Source organism: Sciscionella marina DSM 45152 (assembly GCF_000379465.1).
In the GTDB taxonomy this organism is placed as follows: domain Bacteria; phylum Actinomycetota; class Actinomycetes; order Mycobacteriales; family Pseudonocardiaceae; genus Sciscionella; species Sciscionella marina.
Genome location: NZ_KB905447.1, coordinates 26,166 through 50,790 on the forward strand (window position 1 = coordinate 26,166; position 24,625 = coordinate 50,790).

Genomic DNA, 24,625 nt, shown 5'->3' on the forward strand with positions numbered 1-24,625 from the left:
GGTAGTAGCGTGGTCGTCTTTGCTGCGGAGCGGAATCCGCCTATTCCCGTCATAGCAAGGAGGCTCCGGGGGCCGAAGTCCTCACCCGGACCCCGCTCGGAGTGCCGCGGATGAGAAGCCTACTGGCTGGTAAGAGGATCCGTTGAGTGATAGGTTTCCCTCGGACATTACGCTGTCGAAACGTTGTCCTAACTTCAGTGAACACAGACAGTGAGCGGGAATGGTCTCGTTGGACGATCAGTATTTGCCGTTGTCTTCCGCGCAGCGCGGTTTGTGGTATGCGCAATTGCTGTCCCCGAGGACACCGATCAACATCGCGCAAGTTATCGATATCCGCGGTGTTGTCGACCCCGCCTTGTTCGAACGAGCCGTCGAGCACACATTCGGCGAATTCGAAAATCTTCGTGTCACCGTGCCCGAACGTGCGGGTGAGCCGGTTCAGCGGCGAAACGGAGCACCCCGTTGCTCCATCCAGGTGATTGATTTCCGTGCCGAATCCGATCCGGCGCGGCGCGCACAGGAGTGGATCCGGGCGGACTGCGCCGCCGAGATCGACCTGGCGCGGGATCCGCTCGCCTCGGTGGCGCTGCTCGAACTCGCCGCGGATCACTGGCAGGTCCTGCTGCGGGCGCATCACATCGTGTGCGACGGCCAGACCGGCGCCTGGTTCCTGGCCCGGCTCGCCGAGGTGTACAGCGCCGGGGCCGAGGGGACGGAACCGCGTGCGGTGCACTACGGCACGGTGGCCGAGCTGCTCGCCGAGGAAGACCGCTATCGGGCCTCCGGACGCGCGGATACCGACGAGGAGTTCTGGCACCGGATCGCGGGCGAGCTCCCGGAACCGGCGAGCCTCGCCGGACGAACGGCGGCGCCGAGCGTGGACCCGGTGCGCGCGCCCGGGGTGCTCTCCAGCTCGGCGGCGGAAGGGCTCGAGGCGGCGGCTCGGTTGCTGCACGGCACCGTCCCGGTGCTGGCGCTCGCCGCGTTCGCCACCTATCTCGGCAGGCTGACCGACCGCTCCGAGGTGGTACTGAGCGTTCCGGTGATGGCCCGCAGGGGTACCCGGATCAAGGGCGTCGCCGGGATGGTGTCGAACGTGCTTCCGCTGCGCCTGCGACTGGACGAACGGGACACGGTCGGCACCCTCGTGGCACGGGCGCGGGCGGAGCTGTTCTCCGTGCTGCGCCATGAGCGCTTCCGGGGTGAACGGCTGACCGGCGGCAGCCAGGCGCGGTTCGGGCCGATGGTGAACATGATGCCGTTCTTCTCGGAGCTGCGTTTCGGTACCGCGCCCGCGACGATGCGGGTGCATGCCGCGGGCACCGTGGACGACCTCTCGGTCACGATGTATCACGGCGGCAGCGCCGAGCACGCCTTCCGGGTGGACTTCGAGGCCAACCCCGCGCTGTACTCGGCGGAGGAACTGCGCGGGCACCACGAACGCTTCCTGCGGTTCCTGCGGGTGTTCGCGAACGCGGGGGAGGGCGCCAGGGTCTCCGCCATCGATGTGCTGGACGAGGACGAGCGCCACCGGGTACTGCACGGGTGGAACAAGACCGCACGGCTGGGGAACCCGCGTACGATCCCGGACCGATTCGAACGCGCGGTGCGGGCGTACCCGGACGCGGTGGCGGTGACCTCCGCCACGGGCAGCCTGAGCTATGCCGAGCTGAACGCGCGGGCCAATCGGCTCGCCCGGGCGCTGATCGAACAAGGGGTGGACGCTGAGCAACGGGTCGCGGTGGCGCTAGGCCGTTCGGCGGACGCGGTTGTCGCGCTGCTCGGGGTGAGCAAGGCCGGCGCGGCCTATGTACCGCTGGACCGGCATTCCCCGCCGGAACGGGCGCGGGTGGTGCTCAAGGACGCCGCCCCGGTGTGCGCGATCACCGACGAGGAGTGCGCCGAGCTGATCGGGGACGCGCTGCCCAGGATCGAGCTCGGCGCGCTCGACCGGTACTCCGCTGCGGACCTCAGTGAAGCGGCACCGCGAGCGGACAGCGCCGCCTATGTCATCTATACCTCGGGGTCCACCGGCCGCCCCAAGGGAGTGCTCGTCAGCCACGCGAGTGTGTCCAATCTGGCCGACTGGGCCCTGGACCGGTTCGGCGCCGATGCCTTCCGGAACGTGCTCGCGACGACCCCGCTGACCTTCGACGTCTCCGTGTTCGACACGCTGATCCCGCTGCTGCTCGGCGGCGGTATCGAGGTGCTCGAGGATGTACTCGAACTGGCCGACCGGCCGCGGCGGGCGAGCCTGCTGTGCGCAGTGCCCTCGGCGCTCGCCGCGGTCGCCGATTCCGGTGCGCTGCAGGGGATCGACCGGATCGCGCTCGCCGGGGAGGCGGTTCCGCCGCGGCTGGTGCGCCGACTGCGGGAGCTCGCCCCGGCCGCCGTGCTGGCGAACATCTACGGGCCGACCGAGGCCTGCGTGTACGCCACCGCCTGGTTCGACGACGGTCGGGAGGACGCCGCGGCCCCGATCGGTGCCCCGCTGGCGAACGTGCGCGCCTATGTGCTCGATCGCGGTTGCCGTCCGGTCCCGCCCGGGGTGGCCGGTGAACTGTACCTCGCAGGCGCCGGATTGTCCCGCGGCTACCTCAACCGCGCGGGGCGCTCCGCCGAACGGTTCGTCGCCTGCCCATTCGGCGATCCGGGGGAGCGCATGTACCGCACCGGGGATGTGGTGCGGTGGAACGAGTCCGGCGAGCTCGTCTACCTCGGGCGGGCGGATTTCCAGGTGAAGGTGCGCGGTTTCCGCATCGAGGTCGGGGAGATCGAATCGGCGCTCGCCGAGCATCCGAGCGTCACCGGCGCCGCGGTGCTCGCTCGCGAGGACGGGCCCGGGGAGAAGCGGCTCATCGGCTACGTGACCCCGGCCTCCGGTGTGGCCGCCGATCCGGAACTGTTGCGGCGCTATCTCGCCGGTCTGCTCCCGGACTACATGGTTCCCGCGGTGATCCTGGTGCTCGAGGCCCTCCCGCTCGGTGCGAGTGGGAAACTCGACCGTGCGGCGCTTCCCGCACCGCCACGGGAATCGGAGTCGGGCCCGCGCGAACCGAGGACCGGGATCGAGGCGATCCTGTGCGGCATCATCGCGGATGTGCTGGGACTGTCCGAGGTGGGACCGGCCGAGCGGTTCTTCGACATCGGCGGCGACTCGCTTTCCGCGACCAGGGTGATCGCCAGGGCACGCGCCGAACTGGGCACTGACCTCGGTGTGCGGCAGCTGTTCGAGACCCCCACCGCGGCCGGGCTCGCCGCGGCCTGCGCGGACGCGGGCTCCGTGGGCGACTCCGGAGTGCGCCGGATGCCGCGCCCGGAACGGATCCCGGTATCCGATGCCCAGTACCGGCTCTGGTTCCTCAACCGGATGGCACCGGCAAGCACCTACAACATGCCGTTCGCCGTGCGGCTGACCGGGTCCGTGGACCTCGACGCGCTGCTCGCCGCGTTCGCGGATGTCGCGCAGCGGCACGAGAGCCTGCGTACCGTGTTCCCGGAAGTCGACGGCCGTCCGTATCAGGAGATCCTCACCGAGGGCGCCAGACCGGACGTGGTCCACATCGAACAGTCCGAAGTGGAGGGTCAGCTCGCCGGGTTCGCTCGCGAGGCCATCGACATCGCCACGGAACCTCCGGTGCGCGCCAGGTTGTTGCGGATCAGCGAGCGGGAACACGTGCTCGCCGTGGTGTTGCATCATATCGCCGCGGACGGCTGGTCGCTGCGCCCACTTGCCGCGGACCTCGAATATGCCTACGCGGCACGGCTTTCCGGGAACGCACCGCAGTGGTCCCCGCTTCCGGTGCAGTACGCGGACTATGCGCTGTGCCAACAGGAGCGGCTCACCGGAACAGTACTGGACCGCCAGCGTGACTACTGGACGGAGAAGCTGCGCGGGATCCCGGCCGAACTCGAGCTGCCCACCGATCGTCAGCGCGGGCCGAGCCCGGCCGGGGCGGGCGGTTCGATCGAATTCACCCTCGACGCGCCGACCCACCGGCGGGTGCGGGAACTCGCGCGGCGCACCGGGACCACGCCGTTCATGGTGCTGCACGGTGCGTTCGCGCTGCTGCTGACCCGGCTCGGCGCGGGCGAGGACATACCGATCGGAACCCCGGTGGCCGGCCGCGCGGATCCGGCACTCGAGCAGTTGATCGGGGTGTTCGTCAACACGGTCGTACTGCGCGCCGACACCGGCGGTGACCCGAGCTTCCTCGAGCTGCTGGACCGGTTGCGGCGCACGGATCTCGAAGCGTTCGCCCATGCCGATCTCCCGTTCGAACGGCTCGTCGAGGAGCTCAATCCGGATCGTGCGGTCGGGCGGCATCCGCTGTTTCAGGTGGCGCTCAGTTTCCAGCACGAGGAAGATCCCCGGATCCGGTTCGCCGGGGTGAGCACCACGATCCGGCGGCTGGACTCCGGGACGGCCAAGTTCGATCTCTCGCTGGGTTTCCGCGCCGGAGCCGATTCCGAAGGACTGGAGGCGACCCTCGAGTACGCGAGCGAACTGTTCGAACAGGACAGTGCCCGCGCACTCAGCGAGCGCTTCCTGCGGCTGCTGCACGCGGTACTCGCGGAACCCGGGAGGGCGCCGGATCCGCGAGTACTGCTCACCGAGGCCGAACGAGCCACGATCGAGCGCCCGCTGCCGGAATCGGCCCCGACCGGGACACTGGTGGAGCTGTTCGAGCGGGTGGCGCGCACCCATCCGGACAGGACCGCGGTGATCGCCGAGGGACGGCGCCTGAGCTATCGCGAACTCAACGCACGCGCGAACGCCTTGGCGCGCAGGCTGATCGCGGCCGGAGCCGGTCCGGAACGGTTCGTGGCCTTGCTGTTGCCGCGCTCGCCCGGATTGGTGATCGGCGTACTCGGCGTGCTCAAGGCCGGGGCGGCCTATCTGCCGATCGATCCGGGCTACCCACGCGAACGCATCGCCTTCCTGCTGGCGGACGCCGAACCGGTCGCCACGGTGACCGACCGGCCGGGCGAACTCGACGGGACCGTGGTCGTGCTCGACGAACGCGCCGAGGAACGGAACATCGAACCGGGCGAGCGCGGGAACCGGTTGCTGGCCACGCATCCGGCGTATCTGATCTACACTTCGGGTTCCACCGGTACGCCCAAGGGCGTGGTCGTCACGCACGCCAACGTGGCCAGGCTGCTGCGCGCCTGCGCCGCACGTTGTGCCTTCGACGAGCGGGACACCTGGACGCTGTTCCACTCGTACGCCTTCGATTTCTCCGTCTGGGAGCTGTGGGGGGCGCTCGGCAGCGGTGGCGCACTCGTGGTGGTGGACTACGAGACTTCCCGTGCCCCGGAGACGATGCTGCGGCTGCTCGAACGCCAACGGGTCACGGTACTCAGCCAGACACCCTCGGCGTTCTATCAGCTGGCCGCGGCCGAGCAGGAACGTGCCGACACGGAGCTCGCGCTGCGCTACGTGATCTTCGGTGGGGAGGCACTGGATATCCCGCGGCTCTCGGACTGGTACGCGCGGCACCGGGATACCGGCCCGGTGCTGGTGAACATGTACGGCATCACCGAGACCACGGTGCACGTGAGCTACCTGGAGCTCCGTTCCGCGATGGCGGTGCCGGGCACCGGCTCGCTGATCGGTGCGGCGCTCGGTGATCTGCGAATCCACGTGCTCGACGAGCGACTGCGCCCGGTACCGGACGGGGTGCGCGGGGAGATGTACGTCGCCGGCGCTGGCCTCGCTCGCGGTTATCACGGACTGGCCGGACTGAGCGCGAGTCGGTTCGTGGCCGATCCGTTCGCCGCCGGGCAGCGGATGTATCGCACCGGGGACCTCGCTCGCCGCCGCACCGACGGTGGGCTGGAATACCTGGGGCGCGGCGATTTCCAGGTGAAGATCCGGGGGTTCCGCATCGAGCTCAGCGAGGTGGAGAGCGCCCTCGCGGCGGAGCGGAACGTCGCGGGAGCGGCCGCGATGGTGCGGAACGCGGGTACCGAGTCGGCGCGGCTGGTCGGCTACGTGGTCGCCACGGGGACCCCGCTCGACGCGGACGGGCTGCGCAGGTCGGTGGCCGGGCGGCTCCCCGCGCACCTGGTACCGGCGAAGATCGTGGTGCTCGACCGCTTTCCGTTGACGCGCAACGGGAAACTCGACCGTGCCGCGCTTCCGGAACCGGAGGCGGGCACCGGTCAGGACTGGCAGCCGCCGCGCGGGCCGATCGAGGAAATCGTGTCCTCGGTGTTCGCCACAGTGCTCGGCGTCGCCCGGGTCGGCAGCAATGAGAACTTCTTCGAACTGGGCGGGAATTCACTGTCCGCGACCCGGGTGCTGGCCCGGCTGCGCAGTGCGCTCGGCGTGGACCTTCCGGTGCGCGCCCTGTTCGAGCGCCCGGACCCCGCCGGTGCCGCCGCCGCGGTGGCCGAGGAGAAGGCCAAGGGTTCGGGTGTGCTTCCTGCGGTGGTGGGTGTCGGTCGTTCTGGGGTGTTGCCGTTGTCTGCTGGTCAGCGGCGGTTGTGGTTTTTGTCGAGGTTGGAGGGGGAGCGGTCGGTTTATCATATTGTGGTCGGGTTGCGGTTGTGTGGTGTGTTGGATGGTGGGGTTCTTGGTGTGGCGTTGGGGGATGTGGTCGGTCGGCATGAGGTGCTGCGCACGGTAATCCGCGAACAGGACGGGGTGCCGGGCCAGATCGTGCTCGATCCCCCGGAACTCAGCCTCCCGGTCGAGGAACACACATCCGACTCCGTCGAACCGGCCGCGCGGGAGTTCGCCCGGGAGGAATTCGACCTGGCGAACGACATCCCGATCCGGGGACGATTGTTGCGGCTCTCCGAAACCGAGCACGTGCTTGTGCTTGTGCTGCACCACATCGCCGCGGACGGCTGGTCGCTCGCCCCGCTGGCCAGGGATGTGATGACCGCGTACGCGGCGCGGTTGCGTTCCCGGGAACCGGACTGGGCGCCGCTTCCGGTGCAGTACGGGGATTTCGCGGTGTGGCAGCGAGATCTGCTGGAGCGCGCGGATCTCGTGGAACGCCAGATCGAGTACTGGCGGGAACAGCTCGCCGAGCTTCCGGAGGAACTGCCGCTGCCCGCCGACCGGGCGCGCCCGGTGAACCCGAGCTATCGGGGGGCGACCGTGCCCATCGAGCTTCCCGCGGCGCTGTACGCCGGCATCGCGGAGCTGGCCCGCTGGCGCGGGGTCAGCGTGTTCATGGTGGTACAGGCGGGCTTGGCGGTGCTGCTGTCGAAGCTGGGCGGTACCGAGGATGTGCCGATCGGGGCACCGGCGGGCGGACGGCCCGATCCGGTGCTGGACGATCTGGTCGGCGTCTTCCTGAACACCCTGGTGCTGCGCACGGATCTTTCCGGGCGACCGAGTTTCACCGAACTGCTCGACCGGGTCCGCCGCACCGATGTGGGCGCGTTCGCACATGCGGATGTGCCGTTCGAGCACCTTGTCGATGAGCTCGCTCCACGGCGGTCGATGGCGCGGCACCCGCTTTTCCAGGTGATGCTGGCGTTCCAGAATTACGCGCCACCGCGGCTGGATCTGGAAGGGCTGCGGGTCAGCGCCGAACCGGTGGACACTGGGACCGCGAAGTTCGACCTGCTGTTCTCTCTCGCCGAGTCCGGGGACGGTGGGCTTTCCGGGGCGCTCGAGTACTCCACCGATCTGTTCGAGGAGACCACCGCGCGGGAACTGGCCGAGCGCTTCCAACGGGTGCTGGAAGCCGTGGTCGCCGATCCGGATATCGCGGTGGCCGAGATCGAGGTGCTTTCCGCGGCGGAGCGGGAACTCGTGTTGCGCGAGTGGAACGCCACCGAGAACACGGTCACCACGGGAACTCTGCCGGATCTCTTCGACGCACAGGTGCTGCGGTCACCGGAGGCCGAGGCGGTCCGCTTCGCGGGAACCGTGCTGTCCTACCGGGAATTCGGTTCCCGGGCGCGCAAGCTCGGACGGTATCTGGGCGGTCTCGGCGCCGGACCGGAGGCGCGGGTGGGCGTGCTGCTGCCGCGCTCACTGGAACTGATGGTGGCGATCTATGCGGTGCACCAGACCGGTGGCGCGTATGTCCCGCTCGATCCGGACCTTCCCGCGGACCGGCTCGAATTCCTGATCGCCGATTCCGCACCGGTGTGCGTGGTCACGACGCGCGCGCTGGCCGCGCTGGTGCCGGACGGGGTCGCCGCGGTGTTCGCGGACGAGGCGGATCTTTCCGGAATCCCGGACGGGCCACTCGACCGGGAACCGTACGCCGATCGCGCGGCCTATGTGCTTTACACCTCCGGGTCCACCGGCCGTCCGAAGGGGGTGGTGGTCTCGCATGCCGCCGTGGTCAACCGGCTGTCGTGGATGCAGGACACGTACGGGCTGACGGCCGCCGACCGGGTGCTGCAGAAGACACCCATTTCCTTCGATGTCTCGGTGTGGGAACTGTTCTGGCCGCTGCTGGCCGGGAGTTCGCTGACGGTCGCGGAACCGGGCGGGCACCGTGATCCCGAGTATCTGAGCGGATTGTTCGAACGCGAGAAGGTGACGGTCACGCATTTCGTGCCGTCGATGCTCAGCGCCTTCGTGTCCGCCGGGGGCCGCGCCGGTGGGCTGCGCTCGGTGTTCTGTTCGGGCGAGGAACTGCCCGCCGCCGTCGCGCGGGAGCTCCGGGCGGCTTTTCCGGAAGTGGCGCTGCACAATCTGTACGGTCCCACCGAAGCAGCCGTGGATGTGACCGCGCACCGGGTCGATGGCGGTGCGCCGGTGATTCCGATCGGCCGGCCGGTGTGGAACACCCGGCTCTATGTGCTGGACCGGTTTCTGCGCCCGGTCCCGCCCGGCATCGCGGGCGAGCTGTACCTGTCCGGGGTGCAGCTGGCCCGCGGGTACACCGGACGCCCCGGACTGTCCGCGGAGCGGTTCGTGGCCTGCCCATTCGGAGCGGGGGAACGGATGTACCGGACCGGGGATCTGGTCCGGTGGGACCGTTCGGGCGAGCTGGTCTACCTGGGCCGCACCGATTTCCAGGTGAAGGTGCGCGGTCAGCGGATCGAGCCCGCGGAGATCGAACTGGCCATCGGAGCTCTGGACGGTGTCGCCCAGACCGTGGTGACCACCGCATCGGGCCCGGGTGGCGAGAATGTGCTCGTCGGATACTTGGTCGCGGCACCGGATGCCACGGTGGAACCCGCGCGGTTGCGCGAACTGCTGCGTGCGACGCTCCCCGAGTACATGGTTCCCGCGGTCCTCACCGTGCTGGACGAGTTCCCGCTGACGCCGAGCGGGAAACTCGACCGCAAGGCGCTTCCCGAACCGCGATTCGAGGCACCGCACGAAGAATCGGCCGAGGCGCGCTCACCGATCGAGGAGATCGTCTGCTCGATCTTCGCGGATGTGCTCGGTCTGCACGATATCGGTGTGACCGACAGCTTCTTCGAGCGCGGCGGGAATTCGCTTTCCGCGACCCGGATCGTGGCGCGGCTGCGCACCGTGCTGGACGCGGAGGTGCCGATCCGGGTCCTGTTCGAAACCCCCACCGCCCGCGGAGTCGCGGCCGCCGCACTGGAAACCAAGGGTTCGGGTGTGCTTCCTGCGGTGGTGGGTGTCGGTCGTTCTGGGGTGTTGCCGTTGTCTGCTGGTCAGCGGCGGTTGTGGTTTTTGTCGAGGTTGGAGGGGGAGCGGTCGGTTTATCATATTGTGGTCGGGTTGCGGTTGTGTGGTGTGTTGGATGGTGGGGTTCTTGGTGTGGCGTTGGGGGATGTGGTCGGTCGGCATGAGGTGCTGCGCACGGTAATCCGCGAACACGACGGCAAACCACGCCAGGTCGTCCTCGGCGCCTCCGCGGCCACCGTGCCGCTCGACACGGTCGCGATGCGGGGCGCGAAGGACGTCGAGATCGACACCGCGGCCCGGGAGTTCGCCCGCGAGGAATTCGAACTCGCCGTGGACCTGCCGATCCGGGCACGACTGTTCCAGGTCTCGGAAGCCGAGCACGTGCTGGTGCTCGTACTGCACCACATCGCCGCCGACGGCTCCTCGCTCGCCCCACTGGCCAGGGATGTGATGACCGCGTACGCCGCGCGCCTGGAATCCCGGGAACCCGACTGGGCACCGCTTCCGGTGCAGTACGCCGATTTCGCGGTCTGGCAGCGGAATCTGCTGGAGAACCGGGAGTTCCTGGATCGCGAGGTCGGGTTCTGGCGCAAGCAGCTCGCCGGCCTGCCGGAGGAACTGCCGCTGCCGGTCGACCGGCCCCGCCCGGCAACTCCCAGCTACCGCGGTGCCACGGTCCCCTTCGAGGTCGACGCCGCAACGCACGCCCGGCTCACCGAACTCGCCGCCGTACACGGCGTCAGCCTGTTCATGGTGGTACAGGCCGGGCTTGCGGTGCTGTTGTCCGGTCTGGGCTGCGGCCGCGATGTCCCGATCGGTTCCCCGGTGGCCGGACGCCCGGATCCGGCGCTCGACGACCTGGTCGGTGTTTTCATGAACACGCTGGTATTGCGCACCGATCTTTCCGGGCAACCCAGCTTCGGCGAGCTGCTGGCCCGGGTGCGGGAGACGGACATCGCGGCCTTCGCACACGCGGATGTGCCGTTCGAGCACCTTGTCGACGAGCTGGCCCCACAGCGATCCATGGCCAGGAACCCGCTTTTCCAGGTGATGCTGGCGTTCCAGAACTTCGACCGGCCGCAGCTGTGCCTTCCCGGGCTCGAGGCGCGCATCGAACCGGTCGATACCCGGACCGCGAAGGTGGACCTGCTGTGGTCGCTCGCGGAAACCGAGCAGGGTGGCATGAGCGGGGTGCTCGAATACGCCATCGACCGGTTCGAGGACGCCACCGCCGCGGAACTGACCAAACGGTTCACCCGGCTGCTCGCTCTGCTCGGTGCCGAACCCGATCGGCCCGTTACCGAGTTCGGCCTACTCGACCCGGACGAGGAGAGCAAGGTCCTGCGGGAGTGGAACGCCACGGAGGTCACCGGCGTCCAGGGAACCCTGCCGGAACTGTTCGAGGCACAGGTAACGCGCACTCCGGACGCGATGGCGATGCAGTCCGAGGGCGCGGTGCTCAGCTACGGTGCGTTCGCCTCCCGGGTGCGGCGACTGGCCCGGTTGCTCCGGCAACGCGGTGTCGGACCGGACAGCCGGGTCGGGGTGCTGCTGCCGCGCTCGCCGGAGCTGATGATGGCGATCTACGCGGTGCACCAGGCGGGTGGCGCCTATGTCCCACTGGATCCGGAGCTTCCCGCGGAGCGATTGGCGTTCATGGCGGAGGATTCCGGACCGGTGTGCGTGCTGACCGACCGGGAGCTGGCGGGTGTGCTGCCGGCAGCGGTACCGGCGATCGTGCTCGACGACGCCGAGCTCTCCGGCTACCCGGACACCCCGCTGGAGATCGCGGTCCCGGAGAACTGTGCGGCGTACGTGATCTACACCTCGGGCTCCACGGGCCGCCCGAAGGGCGTCGTGGTCTCGCACGCCGCCGTGGTGAACCGGTTGCGGTGGATGCAAGCCGAATTCCCGCTCGAGGAAACGGATCGGGTCGCCGTGAAGACCTCGATCTCGTTCGATGTCTCGGTGTGGGAACTGTTCTGGGCGCTGAGCACCGGCGCCTCCGTGGTGCTGGCGGCGCCCGGCGGGCACCGGGATGCCGAGTACTTGGGTGAACTGTTCGCCCGCGAGGGTGTGACGGTGGCGCATTTCGTGCCGTCCATGCTGCGGGCCTTCCTGGACGGAGCGGGGATCGTCGGTTCGCCGCGGCTGGTTTTCTGCTCCGGCGAGGCGATGCCCGCCTCGGTCGCGGACGCGGCGCTGGACCGGTGGCCGGAGGGCGGCCTGTTCAATCTGTATGGTCCGACCGAGGCCGCGGTGGATGTGACCTGGTTCGGCGTCGGCGGCGGCGATCCGGTGGTGCCGATCGGCCGTCCGGTGTGGAACACGCGGGTTTTCGTGCTGGACGAATTCCTGCGTCCGGTCGCACCCGGTGTCGCGGGGGAGCTGTATCTGGCCGGGGTGCAGCTGGCCCGGGGATACTTCGGCCGGGCCGGATTGTCCGCGGAGCGGTTCGTGGCCTGCCCGTTCGGTACCGGGGAACGGATGTACCGGACCGGTGACGTGGTCCGGTGGAACCGCGCGGGCGAGCTCGTCTATGTGGGGCGCGCGGACTTCCAGGTGAAGGTGCGCGGCCAGCGGATCGAGCTGGGCGAGATCGACGCGGTGCTCGCCGCCCAGGAAGGCGTCGGCCAGGCCGTGACGCTGGCGACGGCCTCGCCGGCGGGGGAGACGGTGCTGGCCGGCTATGTGGTGCCCGGGGCGGGTTTCGATGCGGGCAGGCTGCGCGACGGGCTGCGGTCGGTGCTGCCGGAGTACATGGTGCCCGCCGTGTTCACCGTGCTGGACGAGTTCCCGCTGACCCCGAGCGGGAAACTGGACCGGAAAGCCTTGCCGCACCCGGAGTTCACGGCAAGCGGTCCCTACACCGCACCCTCGACCGCGGCCGAGGAGACCATCTGCGCGGTGTATGCCGAGATACTGGGCCGGGAGACCGTCGGGGCCGGGGACGGTTTCTTCGAACTCGGCGGCGATTCCATCGTGGCCATCCAGGTGGTGGCGAAACTCCGCGCACACGGGTACACGGTGACCCCGAAGGATGTGTTCACCAATCCCGCCCCGCGCGCCTTGGCCGCGGTCGCCCGTACCGGCGCGGTCGTGCGGCGCGAACCCGAGGGCGCGAATCTGGGCGAGGTCCCCGCGACCCCGATCATGTCCTGGCTCGCCGCGCAGGACACCGATACCGACCGGTTCCACCAGGCAATCGTATTGCGAGTGCCGGGCGGTCTCGGCGCGGAGCGGATCACCGCCGCGCTCACCGCCCTGCTCGGGCGGCACGACGCGCTGCGCATGCGGGTCACCAGGACGGACGGTGGGTTCGCCGCCACCGTGCTCGAACCGGGGGTGGTGCGCCCGAACCTGCACACCGTGGACGCGTCCACAATGGACGAAGCCGGGCTGCGTGCCGCGGTACGGGCGAACGCGGACACCGCCGCGGCGGCACTGTCCCCGAGCCAGGCCGGGCTGCTGCGCGCGATCTGGTTCGACGCGGGCGCGGACGGCTCGCGGCTGCTGCTGGTCGCCCATCACTTCGCGGTGGACGGGGTGTCCTGGCGGATCCTCGTGCCCGACCTGATCGCCGCGCTCGGCGGTGCGGAGCTCGCCGAGGTCGGCACCTCGGTCCGGCGCTGGGCCCGGGAACTGCGCACCGAGTCCGCGGAACGGATCGGCGAGCTGGGGCACTGGGAGCAGGTGCTCGCCGAGGCGCCGCAACCGATCCGGGGCGCGCGGGACGGGCACGGGCACCTGCGCCGTCGTGTGGACCGGGAGCTCAGCGCGGCGCTGCTCGACGAGGTCCCGCTCGCCTTTCACGCCGGAACCGAGGACATCCTGTTCGCCGCCCTGACGATGGCGCTGTGGCAGAGCGGGCTCGGCACGACCGGAAGCGGCCGGGTGCTGTTCGACGTGGAGGGACACGGGCGAGAGGAGATCGCCGATGGTCTGGACCTTTCCCGCACCGTCGGCTGGTTCACCAGCATGCACCCGGTGGCGCTCGATCTCGCCGGATTCGACTGGTCCGAGGTTCGCGCCCGGACAGACGGGATCGACGCCGCGGTGAAGACGGTGAAGGAAGCGCTGCGAGCCGCCCCGGACAACGGCATCGGTTATGGCATGCTGCGCTATCTGACCGAGGAAGGCGCGCGGCGGCTCGGCGAGCTGAGCGCGGCGCGGGTGCTCGTCAACTATCTCGGGCGCGCCGAAGCACCCGGTGCCGAAGGGGAGTGGGGGCTCGCCGAGGAGAACGAGGCACTGACCGGGCAGCCACCGGCCGGGCACGACCTGGCCGTCGACATCGCGGCCGTGGACGGGGAACTGCGCGCCACCCTCGGCTGGCGGGCCGGAACCATCACCGAGCAGGAGGCGGTGGAACTGCTCGACCGGTGGTGCGAGGCGCTCGCCGCGATCGCCGAATACACCGGAACCGGTTCCGGGGGCGGGCACACGCCATCGGATCTCTCGCTCGTTTCCCTTGACCAGACGGAAATCGACGCGCTCGAAGCGGTATGGAGGGATTTGTGAAACGCTCCCAGATCGAGGACATCTGGCCGCTTTCCCCGCTTCAGGAAGGACTGTTCTTCCATGCGGCGTACGGATCCGACGTGTACACCACGCAGATCGCGATCGATATCGAAGGGCCGCTGAACACCGCGGCCATGGCGGCCGCGGCCGGGGAACTGTTGCGCAGGCACCCGAATCTGCGTGCCGGCTTCCTGCACGAGGGTTTGGACAAGCCGGTGCAGGTGATCGCCCGCGAGGTCCGCACGCCGTGGCGGGAGCTCGACACCGAGGACCCGGACGCGCTCGCCGAGGAGGAACGCGGCACGCCGTTCGACATCGCCCGGCCGCCGCTGCTGCGGTTCGTGCTCGCCCACACCGGTCCCGGGCGGGCGCGCCTGATCCTGACGCATCACCACATCCTGCTCGATGGCTGGTCAACTCCCTTGCTGTGCGCGGAACTGCTCGGCCTGTACTCCGGTGGCACGCTCCCGCAGCCACCCTCGTACAAGCAGTTCCTGGCCTGGCTCAAGCAGCGCGACCGAGCCGCGGCTCTCGAGGTGTGGCGGGAGTATCTGAGCGGCCTCGCCGAACCCACCCTGGTCGCCGGTCCGGAACCGGGGGACGGGGCCGAACTTCCCGCCGAGGTCAGCGCGAAACTCAGTGGCGATGCGAGTGCGCGGTTGAGTGCCATCGCCCGTGGGGCGGGCGCCACCGTCAACGCGGTGGTGCAGTCCGCATGGGGGGTGCTGCTGGCCCGGCTCACCGGTGGCGCGGACATCGTGTTCGGCACGGTGGTTTCCGGGCGCCCGGCCGAGGTCGCGGGCGTGGAGAGCATGATCGGCCTGTTCGTGAACACCATCCCGGTCCGGGTGCGGGTACCCGAGCGCGGCACCTTCGGTGAGCTGGTCGTCGCCTGCCACGCGGGGCATTCCTCGGTGCTGGGCAGCGAGTACCTCGGCCTCGCCGAGATCCAGCAGGCCGCTGGAACACAGCAGCTCTTCGACACGCTCACCGTGTTCGAGAACTACCCCTTCGATCCGTCCACTGTGGACCAGACCGGGGAGCTGCGCATCGAGGGGGTGCGGCACGTCGACGCGACGCACTATCCGCTCGTGCTCGCGGTGGTGCCCGGGGACCCGATGACCGTACGGTTCGAATACCGGCGTTCGGTGTTCTCGTCCGCGTGGGCGAACCGGCTGCTCGACCGATTCGTGGCGCTGCTGGAGAACGCGCGCACCGACACGCCCGTGCGCGCCATGGACCTCCTCGGAGAGGGCGAACGTGCCCGGCTGCTGGAGGAATTCGCGGGACCCTCGCGGGAACCGGCGACCGGCACGGTGCCCGCGCTGTTCGCCAGGGCGGCCGCGGAGCACGCCGAGCGCATCGCGGTGCGCGGCGTGGCTGTGGAACTGAGCTACGGGGAGCTCGACGCGCGCTCGAACGGGCTCGCGCGTGCGCTGATCGCGCGTGGCGTCGGACCCGGTGACCGGGTGGCACTCGCCCTCGGCCGGGAACCGGAGCTGCTCGTGGCGCTGCTCGCGGTACTCAAGGCAGGAGCCGCCTATCTGCCCATCGATCCGGGTTATCCGGCCGAACGGGTGGCATATCTACTCGAGGACGCGCGCCCGGCGGCGCTGATCGCCGGGCGGGACTCGCCACACCGGACGCAAATCCCGGTGCTGCACACCGACCAGACCGAACGGGCGGAACCCGTCACGGATGCCGCTCGGGTGCGACCGCTGCGCCCGGAGCATCCCGCCTACCTGATCTACACCTCGGGATCGACCGGACGGCCCAAGGGCGTACTCGTACCGCATGCGGCCGTGGCCAATCTGGTGTCCTGGGCCGCCGAGACCTTCGAACCGGCGGTGTTCACCGATGTACTCGCCTCAACCTCGCTGAACTTCGATGTCTCGGTGTTCGACACGCTCGTTCCGCTCTGCCTCGGCGGCGGCATCGAACTGGTGGCCGACGCGCTCGCCCTCGCCGAACGCACCCGCCCGGCGAGCCTCGTGTGCGCGGTGCCCTCGGCGGTGTCCGGTGTACTGGCGAAAAGCGAGCGGCTTCCGGTGGAAACCCTCGCGCTCGCCGGTGAAGCCCTGCCCGCCGAACTGGTGCTGCGGCTGCGCGAGGCGGCACCGGGAGCGTGCCTCGCCAATATCTATGGGCCGACCGAGGCCTGTGTGTACGCGAGCGCCTGGTTCGACGACAGGAACCCCTCCGGGTATGCGCCGATCGGGCGACCGGTCTCCGGTGCCCGGGCCTATGTGCTCGACCGGGGCCTGCGGCCGGTTCCGCCCGGCGTGCCGGGTGAACTGTACCTGGCAGGCAACGGAATCGCGCTGGGCTACCACGAGCGGCCCGCGCTGACCGCGGAACGGTTCGTGGCCTGCCCCTGGGGCGACCGGATGTATCGCACCGGGGATGTGGTGCGCTGGACCGAATCCGGGCAGCTGGAATACCTCGGCCGCGCGGACGAACAGGTCAAGGTGCGCGGTTTTCGTATCGAACCGGGGGAGATCGCCGCCGCGCTGCGCGCCCAGCCCGGTATCGCGGAGGCCGTGGTGATCGCCGAAGGGAACGCCGAGAAGCGGCTCATCGGTTACCTCGTCCCGAAACCCGGTACCGAACCCGATCCGCGGACCGTGCGGGCCCGGCTCGCGGAGGTCGTTCCCTGGTACCTGGTGCCCTCGGGGATCGTGGTGCTGGCCGAACTTCCGCTCAACCCCAGCGGGAAACTCGATCGTGCGGCGCTGCCGGCTCCGGAGTACGGCGCGCTCCGGAGCCGGGTTCCGCACGCTCCGGCCGAGGCGGTGCTCGCCGGTATCTTCGCCGAGGTGCTCGGGGTCACCGAGGTCGGCGCGGAGGACAGCTTCTTCGAACTGGGCGGGGATTCGCTGCTCGCGATGCGGGTGATCGCGAAGGTGCGGCCCGCGCTCGGCGCCGAACTCGGGGTGCGGGCGGTGTTCGAGACGCCGACCGTCGCCGGGCTCGCCGCGCGGGTCACCGCCACGGGCGAACACACCCTCCCGGCGCTCACCGCGGGCCCGCGTCCCGAACACCTTCCGCTTTCCGCCGCACAGCAGCGTTTCTGGTTCCTCAACCGGTTCGAGCAGGGCGGTGCCGCCTACAATATGCCGCTGGTGCTCCGCCTGGACGGGGAACTCGACACCGGGGCGCTCGCCGAGGCACTCCGTGATGTCGTCGACCGCCACGAGATCCTGCGCACCGTGTACCCGGAACTGCGTGACGGGGAGCCGTGCCAGCGGATTCTGGCCGCGCAACCGGTCCTGGACGGTGAGCCGGTGGACGCCACCGACCTCATGGCGGAACTGACCGGTTTCGTGGCGCGCGGCTTCGACCTGAGCGCCGAACCACCGATCCGGGCGCGGTTGTTCCGGCTCGGTGCGCGGGAACACGTGCTGGCGGTCGTTCTCGCGCACATCGCCGCGGACGGAGCCTCCCTCGCCCCGCTGGCCGGTGATCTGGTCACCGCCTACCGGGCCCGCTGTGCCGGGGAGCGGCCCGGCTGGGTGCCGCTGCCCGTGCAGTACGGGGACTACGCGCTGTGGCAACGGGAACTGCTCGAAGGCGAGGTGATCCGGGCGCAGCTGGATTACTGGCGGGAACGATTGGCCGGGCTCCCCGTCGAACTGGTCCTGCCCGCCGACCGGCCGCGCCCGGCACACCCGAGCTACGCGGGTGCGAGCCTGCCTTTCGAACTGTCCGCGGATGTGCACACGCGGATCGGCGCGCTCGCCCGGGAACACCGGGTGTCGACGTTCATGGTGATCCAGGCGGGTCTCGCGGTGCTGCTGGCAAGATCGGGGGCGGGCTCGGATATCCCGCTCGGTTCGCCGATCGCCGGGCGGGAAGATGCCGCGCTGGACGAGCTGGTCGGGGTATTCGTGAACACCGTGGTGTTGCGCACCGATGTGTCCGGGGATCCCAGTTTCGCTGAACTGCTCGATCGGGTCCGCACGGCCGACCTCGCCGACTACGGCAATGCGCGGCTACCCTTCGAACGGCTCGTCGAGGAGCTGAACCCGGAGCGGGCGCTCGCCAGGCATCCGCTCTTCCAGATCGCCATCTCCTATCAGAACAACCCGGCGCCGCGGTTCGAGCTGCCCGGGCTCGAGGTCACCAGCCTGCCCGCCCCGGCGACCACCGCGAAGTTCGATCTGCACTTCGTGCTCGGCGAACGCGAAGGCGGCGCGGGAATAGCGGGAGTCTGCGAATACTCCACCGACCTGTTCGACGAGTCCACTGTGGACGAGCTGCTGAGCAGGCTGCGGCGGATACTCGCGGCGGCGATCACCGAGCCCGGCCGGGCCATCGGCGCGCTCGACGTGCTGGACGCGACCGAGCGCGACACGATCCTGCGCACCTGGAACGCCACCGAGGCGCCGCTGCGCGAGATCACGCTGGCCGAGCTGTTCTCCGCCAGCGTGCGTGCCACCCCTAAGGCCGAGGCGCTGGATGCTCCAGCCCTCGACGGTCGGGAAACCTCACTGACCTACCGGGAACTCGACGAGGAAGTGGCCGAGCTCGCTGCCCGGCTCGCGCGGAGCGGGGTGCGGCAGGGCGAGGTGGTCGCGGTCGCGTTGCCCCGGTGCCGGGAGCTCGTGATCGCGTTGCTCGCGGTGCACCGAGCGGGTGCAGCCTACCTCCCGGTCGATCCCGTCTTCCCTACCGAGCGGATCGAGTACCTGCTCGTCGACCAGCATCCGGCGGCGGTGCTCACCACGGCGGGAGTCGAACTGCCCGGCGGCACACCACGGGTGCTCGTGGAGGATCGGGAACCGGGCCTGCCGGTCCCGGAGATTCCCGTGCGACCCGGCGCACCCGCCTATGTGCTGTACACCTCGGGATCCACGGGGAGGCCGAAAGGTGTGCCCGTGTCGCATCGCTCGGTGGTGAACTTCCTGGACGCGATGGCCGAGCGGCTGCCGCTGCGTGCCGGGGCGCGCATGCTCGCGGTCACCACGGTGAGCTTCGACATCTCGGTGCTCGAACTGTTCGGTCCACTGTGTACTTCGGGCACCGTGATCCTCGCCGAGGCCGCGAACGCCGTCGGACGGCTCGCCACCAGAAACGTGACCGTGGCGCAGGCGACCCCGACCCTGTGGCGGGAACTCCTGGACGCGGAACTGGGCGAGGTGCATGCTCTTGTCGGTGGTGAGGCGCTGCCCGAGGATCTCGCCGCGCTCATGCACGCGCGCTGTTCCCGGGTGACCAACCTGTACGGGCCTACCGAGACCACCATCTGGTCCACCATGTCCACTGTGGACGGTTCGCGTCCGCTGATCGGTGAACCGATCGCGAACACCCGGGCCTATGTTCTGGACGCGGGGCTGCGACCGGTTCCGCCCGGGGTACCCGGAGAGCTCTACCTTGCCGGTGCGGGGCTCGCGGTCGGCTACCATGAGCGGCCCGGCCTGACCGCGCAGCGCTTCGTGGCCTGTCCCTGGGGCGGGCGAATGTACCGGACCGGGGACCTGGTGCGCCGGACCCGATCAGGGCAGCTCGACTATCTCGGCCGCACCGATGATCAGGTGAAGCTGCGCGGATTCCGTATCGAGCTGGGTGAGGTCGAGGCGGCGATGCGCGCGCATCCGGGGGTGATCGACGCGGTGGCCGCGGTGCGCGCGAACCAGCTGGTCGGCTACCTCACCGGTACCGCGGATCCGGACGCGGTGCGTGCGGGCCTTGCCGCACGCTTGCCCGGACAGCTGGTGCCTGCCGTTGTCGTCGCACTGGACGAGCTCCCGCACACCCCGAACGCGAAGATCGATCGGGCCGCCCTCCCCGCGCCCGCGGTGCGCGCCGGGGAGGAGGCGCCGCGCACCGCCCGGGAGGGCCTGGTCGCCGAAACCTTCGCCGGGGTGCTCGGTGTTCCCAGGGTCGGGGTGCACGACGACTTCTTCGCGCTCGGCGGCAATTCGGTGCTCGCGATGCGGGTCGCCGCGCGGATCGGCGAGGGGATCGGGGTGCGCGAGGTGTTCGAGGCGCCCACCGTGGCCGAACTCGCCGCGCGCACCGGGACCCGGCGGCTCACCCCGCTGCGGCGGATGGACCGGCCGAGCCGCCCGCCGCTGTCCGCCGCCCAGTACCGGCTCTGGCTGTTCGACCGGCTGCACGGCGCCTCGGCGACCTACAATATGCCGTTCGCGTGGGCGTTGACCGGAGAACTCGACCCGGAGGCGTTGCGGGCCGCCCTGGACGACGTCCTGGCCAGGCACGAGAGCCTGCGCACGGTGTTCGGCGAGTACGCGGGCGAGCCGTATCAGCTCGTGCTGGATCCCCGGCAGGCGCGCCAGGAACTGCCCACGGTGCCCACAATGGACGAACTGCTCGCCGCGGCGAAGGAACCGTTCGACTTGGCCGTGGACCCGCCGCTGCGCGCCCGGCTGCTGCGTACCGGAGAGGGCGAACACGTGCTGCTGCTCGTGGTGCACCACATCGCGGCCGACGGCACCTCGCTCGGTCCGCTCGCCCGCGATCTGCTCTCCGCGTACGGTGCCCGGGCCCGCGGTGCGGCACCCGAACAACCCGCGCTGCCCGTACAGTACGTGGATTACGCGCTGTGGCAACGGGAAGAGCTCACCGCGGAGGCACTGGAAGCCCAGCTCGGCTACTGGCGGAACCGGCTCGCGGGCGCCCCGGCCGAGCTCGAGCTCCCCGCCGACCGGTCCCGCCCGGCGCATCCCACCTACCGGGGCGCCAGCGTGCCGTTCGAACTCGATGCCGGAACCTACGCGGGAATCCGTGTGCTCGCCCGGGAATACCGGGTGTCGACGTTCATGGTGATCCAGGCGGGTCTCGCGGTGCTACTGGCGAAATCAGGTGCGGGTTCGGATATTCCGCTGGGTTCGCCGATCGCCGGAAGGGAGGATGTGGCGCTGGACGAGCTGGTCGGGATGTTCGTGAACACCGTGGTGTTGCGGACCGATGTGTCCGGGGATCCGAGTTTCGCCGAGCTGCTGGACCGGGTCCGTGCGGCCGATCTCGCCGACTTCGACCAGGCGGGAGTTCCGTTCGAACGGCTCGTGGAGGAACTCGCCCCACAGCGCTCGCTCGGCCGCCCGCCGTTGGCGCAGGTGATGCTCGCGCTGACCCAGACGGAACTTCCCGAGCTGTATGCGGAGGGGATCACCGCACGCCCCGAACCACTCGAGTTCGCCAGCGCCCGCTTCGATCTCGCGGTCAACCTGGCCGAGTCCGGCGGGCTGCGCGGGGTGTTCGAATACGCGAGCGACCTCTTCGACGAGCAGACCGTGCTGGCCATGGCCACCCGGCTGGGCATCGTGCTCGCCACCGTCGCCGCGCGGCCGCACGCCCGGCTGCACGAGATCGATGTGCGCACCGAGCGGGAACGAGAACCCTGGACAACGGGTACGGTACTGCCCGAACTCGGGATCGCCGAACTGTTCGAGCGGGCGGTCACCGCACATCCGGACCGGGAAGCCCTTGCCACGACAGGCGAATCCGTGTCCTATGCCGAACTCGACGCCCGGGCGAACCGGCTCGCGCACCTGCTCATCGAGTCCGGAATCGGCTCGGAACACTATGTGGCACTGTGCCTGCGGCGCGGCCCGGAGCTGATCACCGCGATGCTCGCGGTCGCCAAGGCAGGTGGCGCCTATCTGCCGCTCGATCCGGACTATCCCGCCGATCGGCTGGCCTATATGTGCGTCGACGCCCAGCCGAGCCTGGCGATCGCCGAACCCGCCACCGAAGGACTGCTTCCCGCCGGAATCCCGGTGCTGTCCCCGGACGCGGCAGCCCGGCAGCCGAGGCACGCACCGCGGCGCCGTGCCCGGATCGAGGCGCCCGCCTATCTGATCTACACCTCCGGATCGACCGGGCGCCCGAAGGGCGTGGTGGTCACCGGAACCGGGATCGCCGGACTGGTCGCGGTGCAGCGCGACCGGCTCCGCATCGACGGCGAATCGAGGGTGTTGCAGTTCGCCTCGCCGAGTTTCGACGCGATGTTCTGGGAGTTCGCCGCCCTGCTGCACGGGGCCACCCTGGTGCTCGCCCCCGCCGAGCGGTTGCTTCCCGGGCCGGTACTGGCCGCGCTGATCACCGAGCAGCGGGTCAGCCACGCCACCCTGCCGCCCGCCGCGCTGCCCGCGATCGAGGCCGGACTGCCCGGTCTGCGAACCCTGGTCGTGGCCGGCGAGGCGTGCCCGCCCGCGGTCGTCGCGGACTGGTCGCCCGGGCGCCGGATGCTCAACGGTTACGGGCCGACCGAGACCACCGTGGCCGTCTCCGTCTCGGAACCCCTTGGCGGACCGGCGGATCCGGCGCAGCGCCCGCCGATCGGGCATCCGGTTCCCGGCACCCGGGCGTACGTGCTCGACCGCCACCTGTGTCCGGTCCCGCCCGGGGTGACCGGAGAACTGTACGTGGCGGGGCCGAGCCTGGCCCGTGGCTACCTCGGGAGCCCCGGTCGCACGGCGGAACGGTTCCTCGCCTGCCCGGACGGCGACCGGATGTACCGCACCGGGGACCTGGTGCGGATCCGGCCGGACGGCCAGCTCGATTACGCGGGCCGGGCGGACCGGCAGGTGAAACTGCGCGGCTTCCGGATCGAACTCGGCGAGATCGAGGCCACGCTCGGCAACCATCCAGAGGTGCGCGCGGCGACCGTCGTGCTGCGTGCCGCCGGACCGGACGCACCGGCGCGCCTGGTCGGCTATGTGGTCGGCGACGGCGACGCGGATCTGCGGTCGCACCTGGCACGCAGCCTTCCTGAGTACATGGTGCCCGCCGCGATCATGCGGCTTCCCGAGCTGCCGCTGACCGCGAACGGCAAGATCGACAAGGACGCCCTTCCCGCGCCGGAATTCCGGACCACCGATACCGCCCCGGCCGACGCGCGGGAGCAGGTCATGACGGCCGCTTTCGCCGAGGTGCTCGGCCTGGACCGGGTCGGGGTGGACGACGGCTTCTTCGATCTCGGCGGCGATTCGATCCTGGTGATCCAGTTGGTCGCCCGGGCACGGGAAGCGGGCCTGGTGATCAGCCCGCGGGACGTCTTCACCGCCCAGGCTCCCCGCTCGCTCGCCGCCCTGGCCCGCACCAGCGAGGAGAACCGGGAGCCCGAGGGCGCGGGCATCGGTGCGCTCACGCCGACCCCGATCATGCGGTGGTTCACCGAACTCGGCGAGCCGAGCGGGTTTCACCAGTCGATGCTGCTGCGCGGGCCCGCGGACACCGAACCGGCGCGGCTGACCGAGGCGCTCGGCGTGCTGCTCGACCGGCACGACGCGCTCCGGATGCGCCGGACCGAGTCGGGCGGCTACGAGATCCCCGAGCCGGGCAGTGTCGATCCTGCGGCACTGGTGTCCACCGTCGCGGCCGAGGGAGGCGAGCTCCGGGAACTGGTGGCCGAACAGTCCCGCGCAGCGGCGGATTCCCTGCGCCTGGACGGTCCGCTGTTGCGCGCGGTGTGGATCGACGCCGGTCCGCGGGACGGGCGGTTACTGCTGCTCGCGCACCATCTGCTGGTGGACGCGGTCTCCTGGCGGATTCTGCTGCCCGATCTGCTCGCCGCGCTGGAGGGCCGGCCGCTCGCGCCGGTGCGGACTTCCCTTCGCCGCTGGGGAAAACAGCTCGCCGTCGCCGCGGCCAGCCCGGAACGGCTCGCCGAACTGGACGGCTGGCGGGAGGTGCTGCGCGGTGGTGATCCGCTCGCCGGTCCGCGTGGCACCGCGGCCGGGTTGCGCAGGATCGAGGTGGCGCTCGAGACGGGGTGCACCGCGCCGCTGCTGGACCGGATTCCCTCGGCGTACCACGCGAAGCCCAGCGATGTGCTGCTGACCGCGCTCGCCCTCGCGGTGGGGCAGTGGCAGGACTGCGCGGGTGAGGTGCTCGTGGAACTCGAAGGGCACGGGCGCGGCGAACTCGCCGAAGGGCTGGACCTGTCCCGCACGGTCGGCTGGTTCACCACCACCCACCCGGTGCGGCTGAACGCGGGGGAACCACCGTGGCAGGAAGTGCTCGAGGGGGGCGAACTCGTCTCGCGGGCGATCAAGAACGTCAAGGAGCAAGTGCGCGCGATGCCCGGGGACGGGATCGGCTACGGGCTGTTGCGCTACCTGAACCCGGTGACCGCGACCGAGCTCGCCGAGGCACCGAGCCCGCAGCTCGGGTTCAACTACCTCGGCCGGGTCGATCCGGGAACGGGCGGAACCTGGTCGCTCGCCGGGGAAGCGGACGCACTGGTGTCCGGGCTTGATCCGGAAATGCCCGCCCCGCACGGGATTCAGATCGACGCGGTGGTGCACGAAGGACCCGATGGCCCACGGCTGCTGGCGGGCGTGTGGTACGCGAGCGAACATTTCGGCCACGCCGCGATCGAAGAGCTGACACGGCTGTGGAGCGCGGCGCTGCGCGGGATCGCGGAGCACGCCGCCGAGGGAGTGCGCGGTGGGCACACCCCTTCGGACATCACGCTGCTGTCCATGGACCAGGACGAGATCGAGGAGTTCGAGGACGTGCTCGAGGGGGAGCAATGAGCGAGCTTGCGAG

General features: G+C 70.2%; 2 protein-coding genes. Both read left to right on the forward strand.

Annotated elements, in window-relative coordinates; genetic code table 11:
• Positions 1–220: 220 nt before the first annotated feature.
• On the forward strand, positions 221–14,107 hold the full coding sequence (locus tag A37U_RS47455) for a non-ribosomal peptide synthetase (protein WP_020501846.1): 13,887 nt from the start codon (positions 221–223) through the stop codon (positions 14,105–14,107).
• Entirely contained in the window at positions 14,104–24,612 is a 10,509-nt protein-coding gene (locus tag A37U_RS47460; RefSeq protein ID WP_020501847.1) for a non-ribosomal peptide synthetase, read from the forward strand. The genes A37U_RS47455 and A37U_RS47460 overlap by 4 nt, the downstream gene beginning before the upstream one ends.
• Positions 24,613–24,625 lie beyond the last annotated feature (13 nt).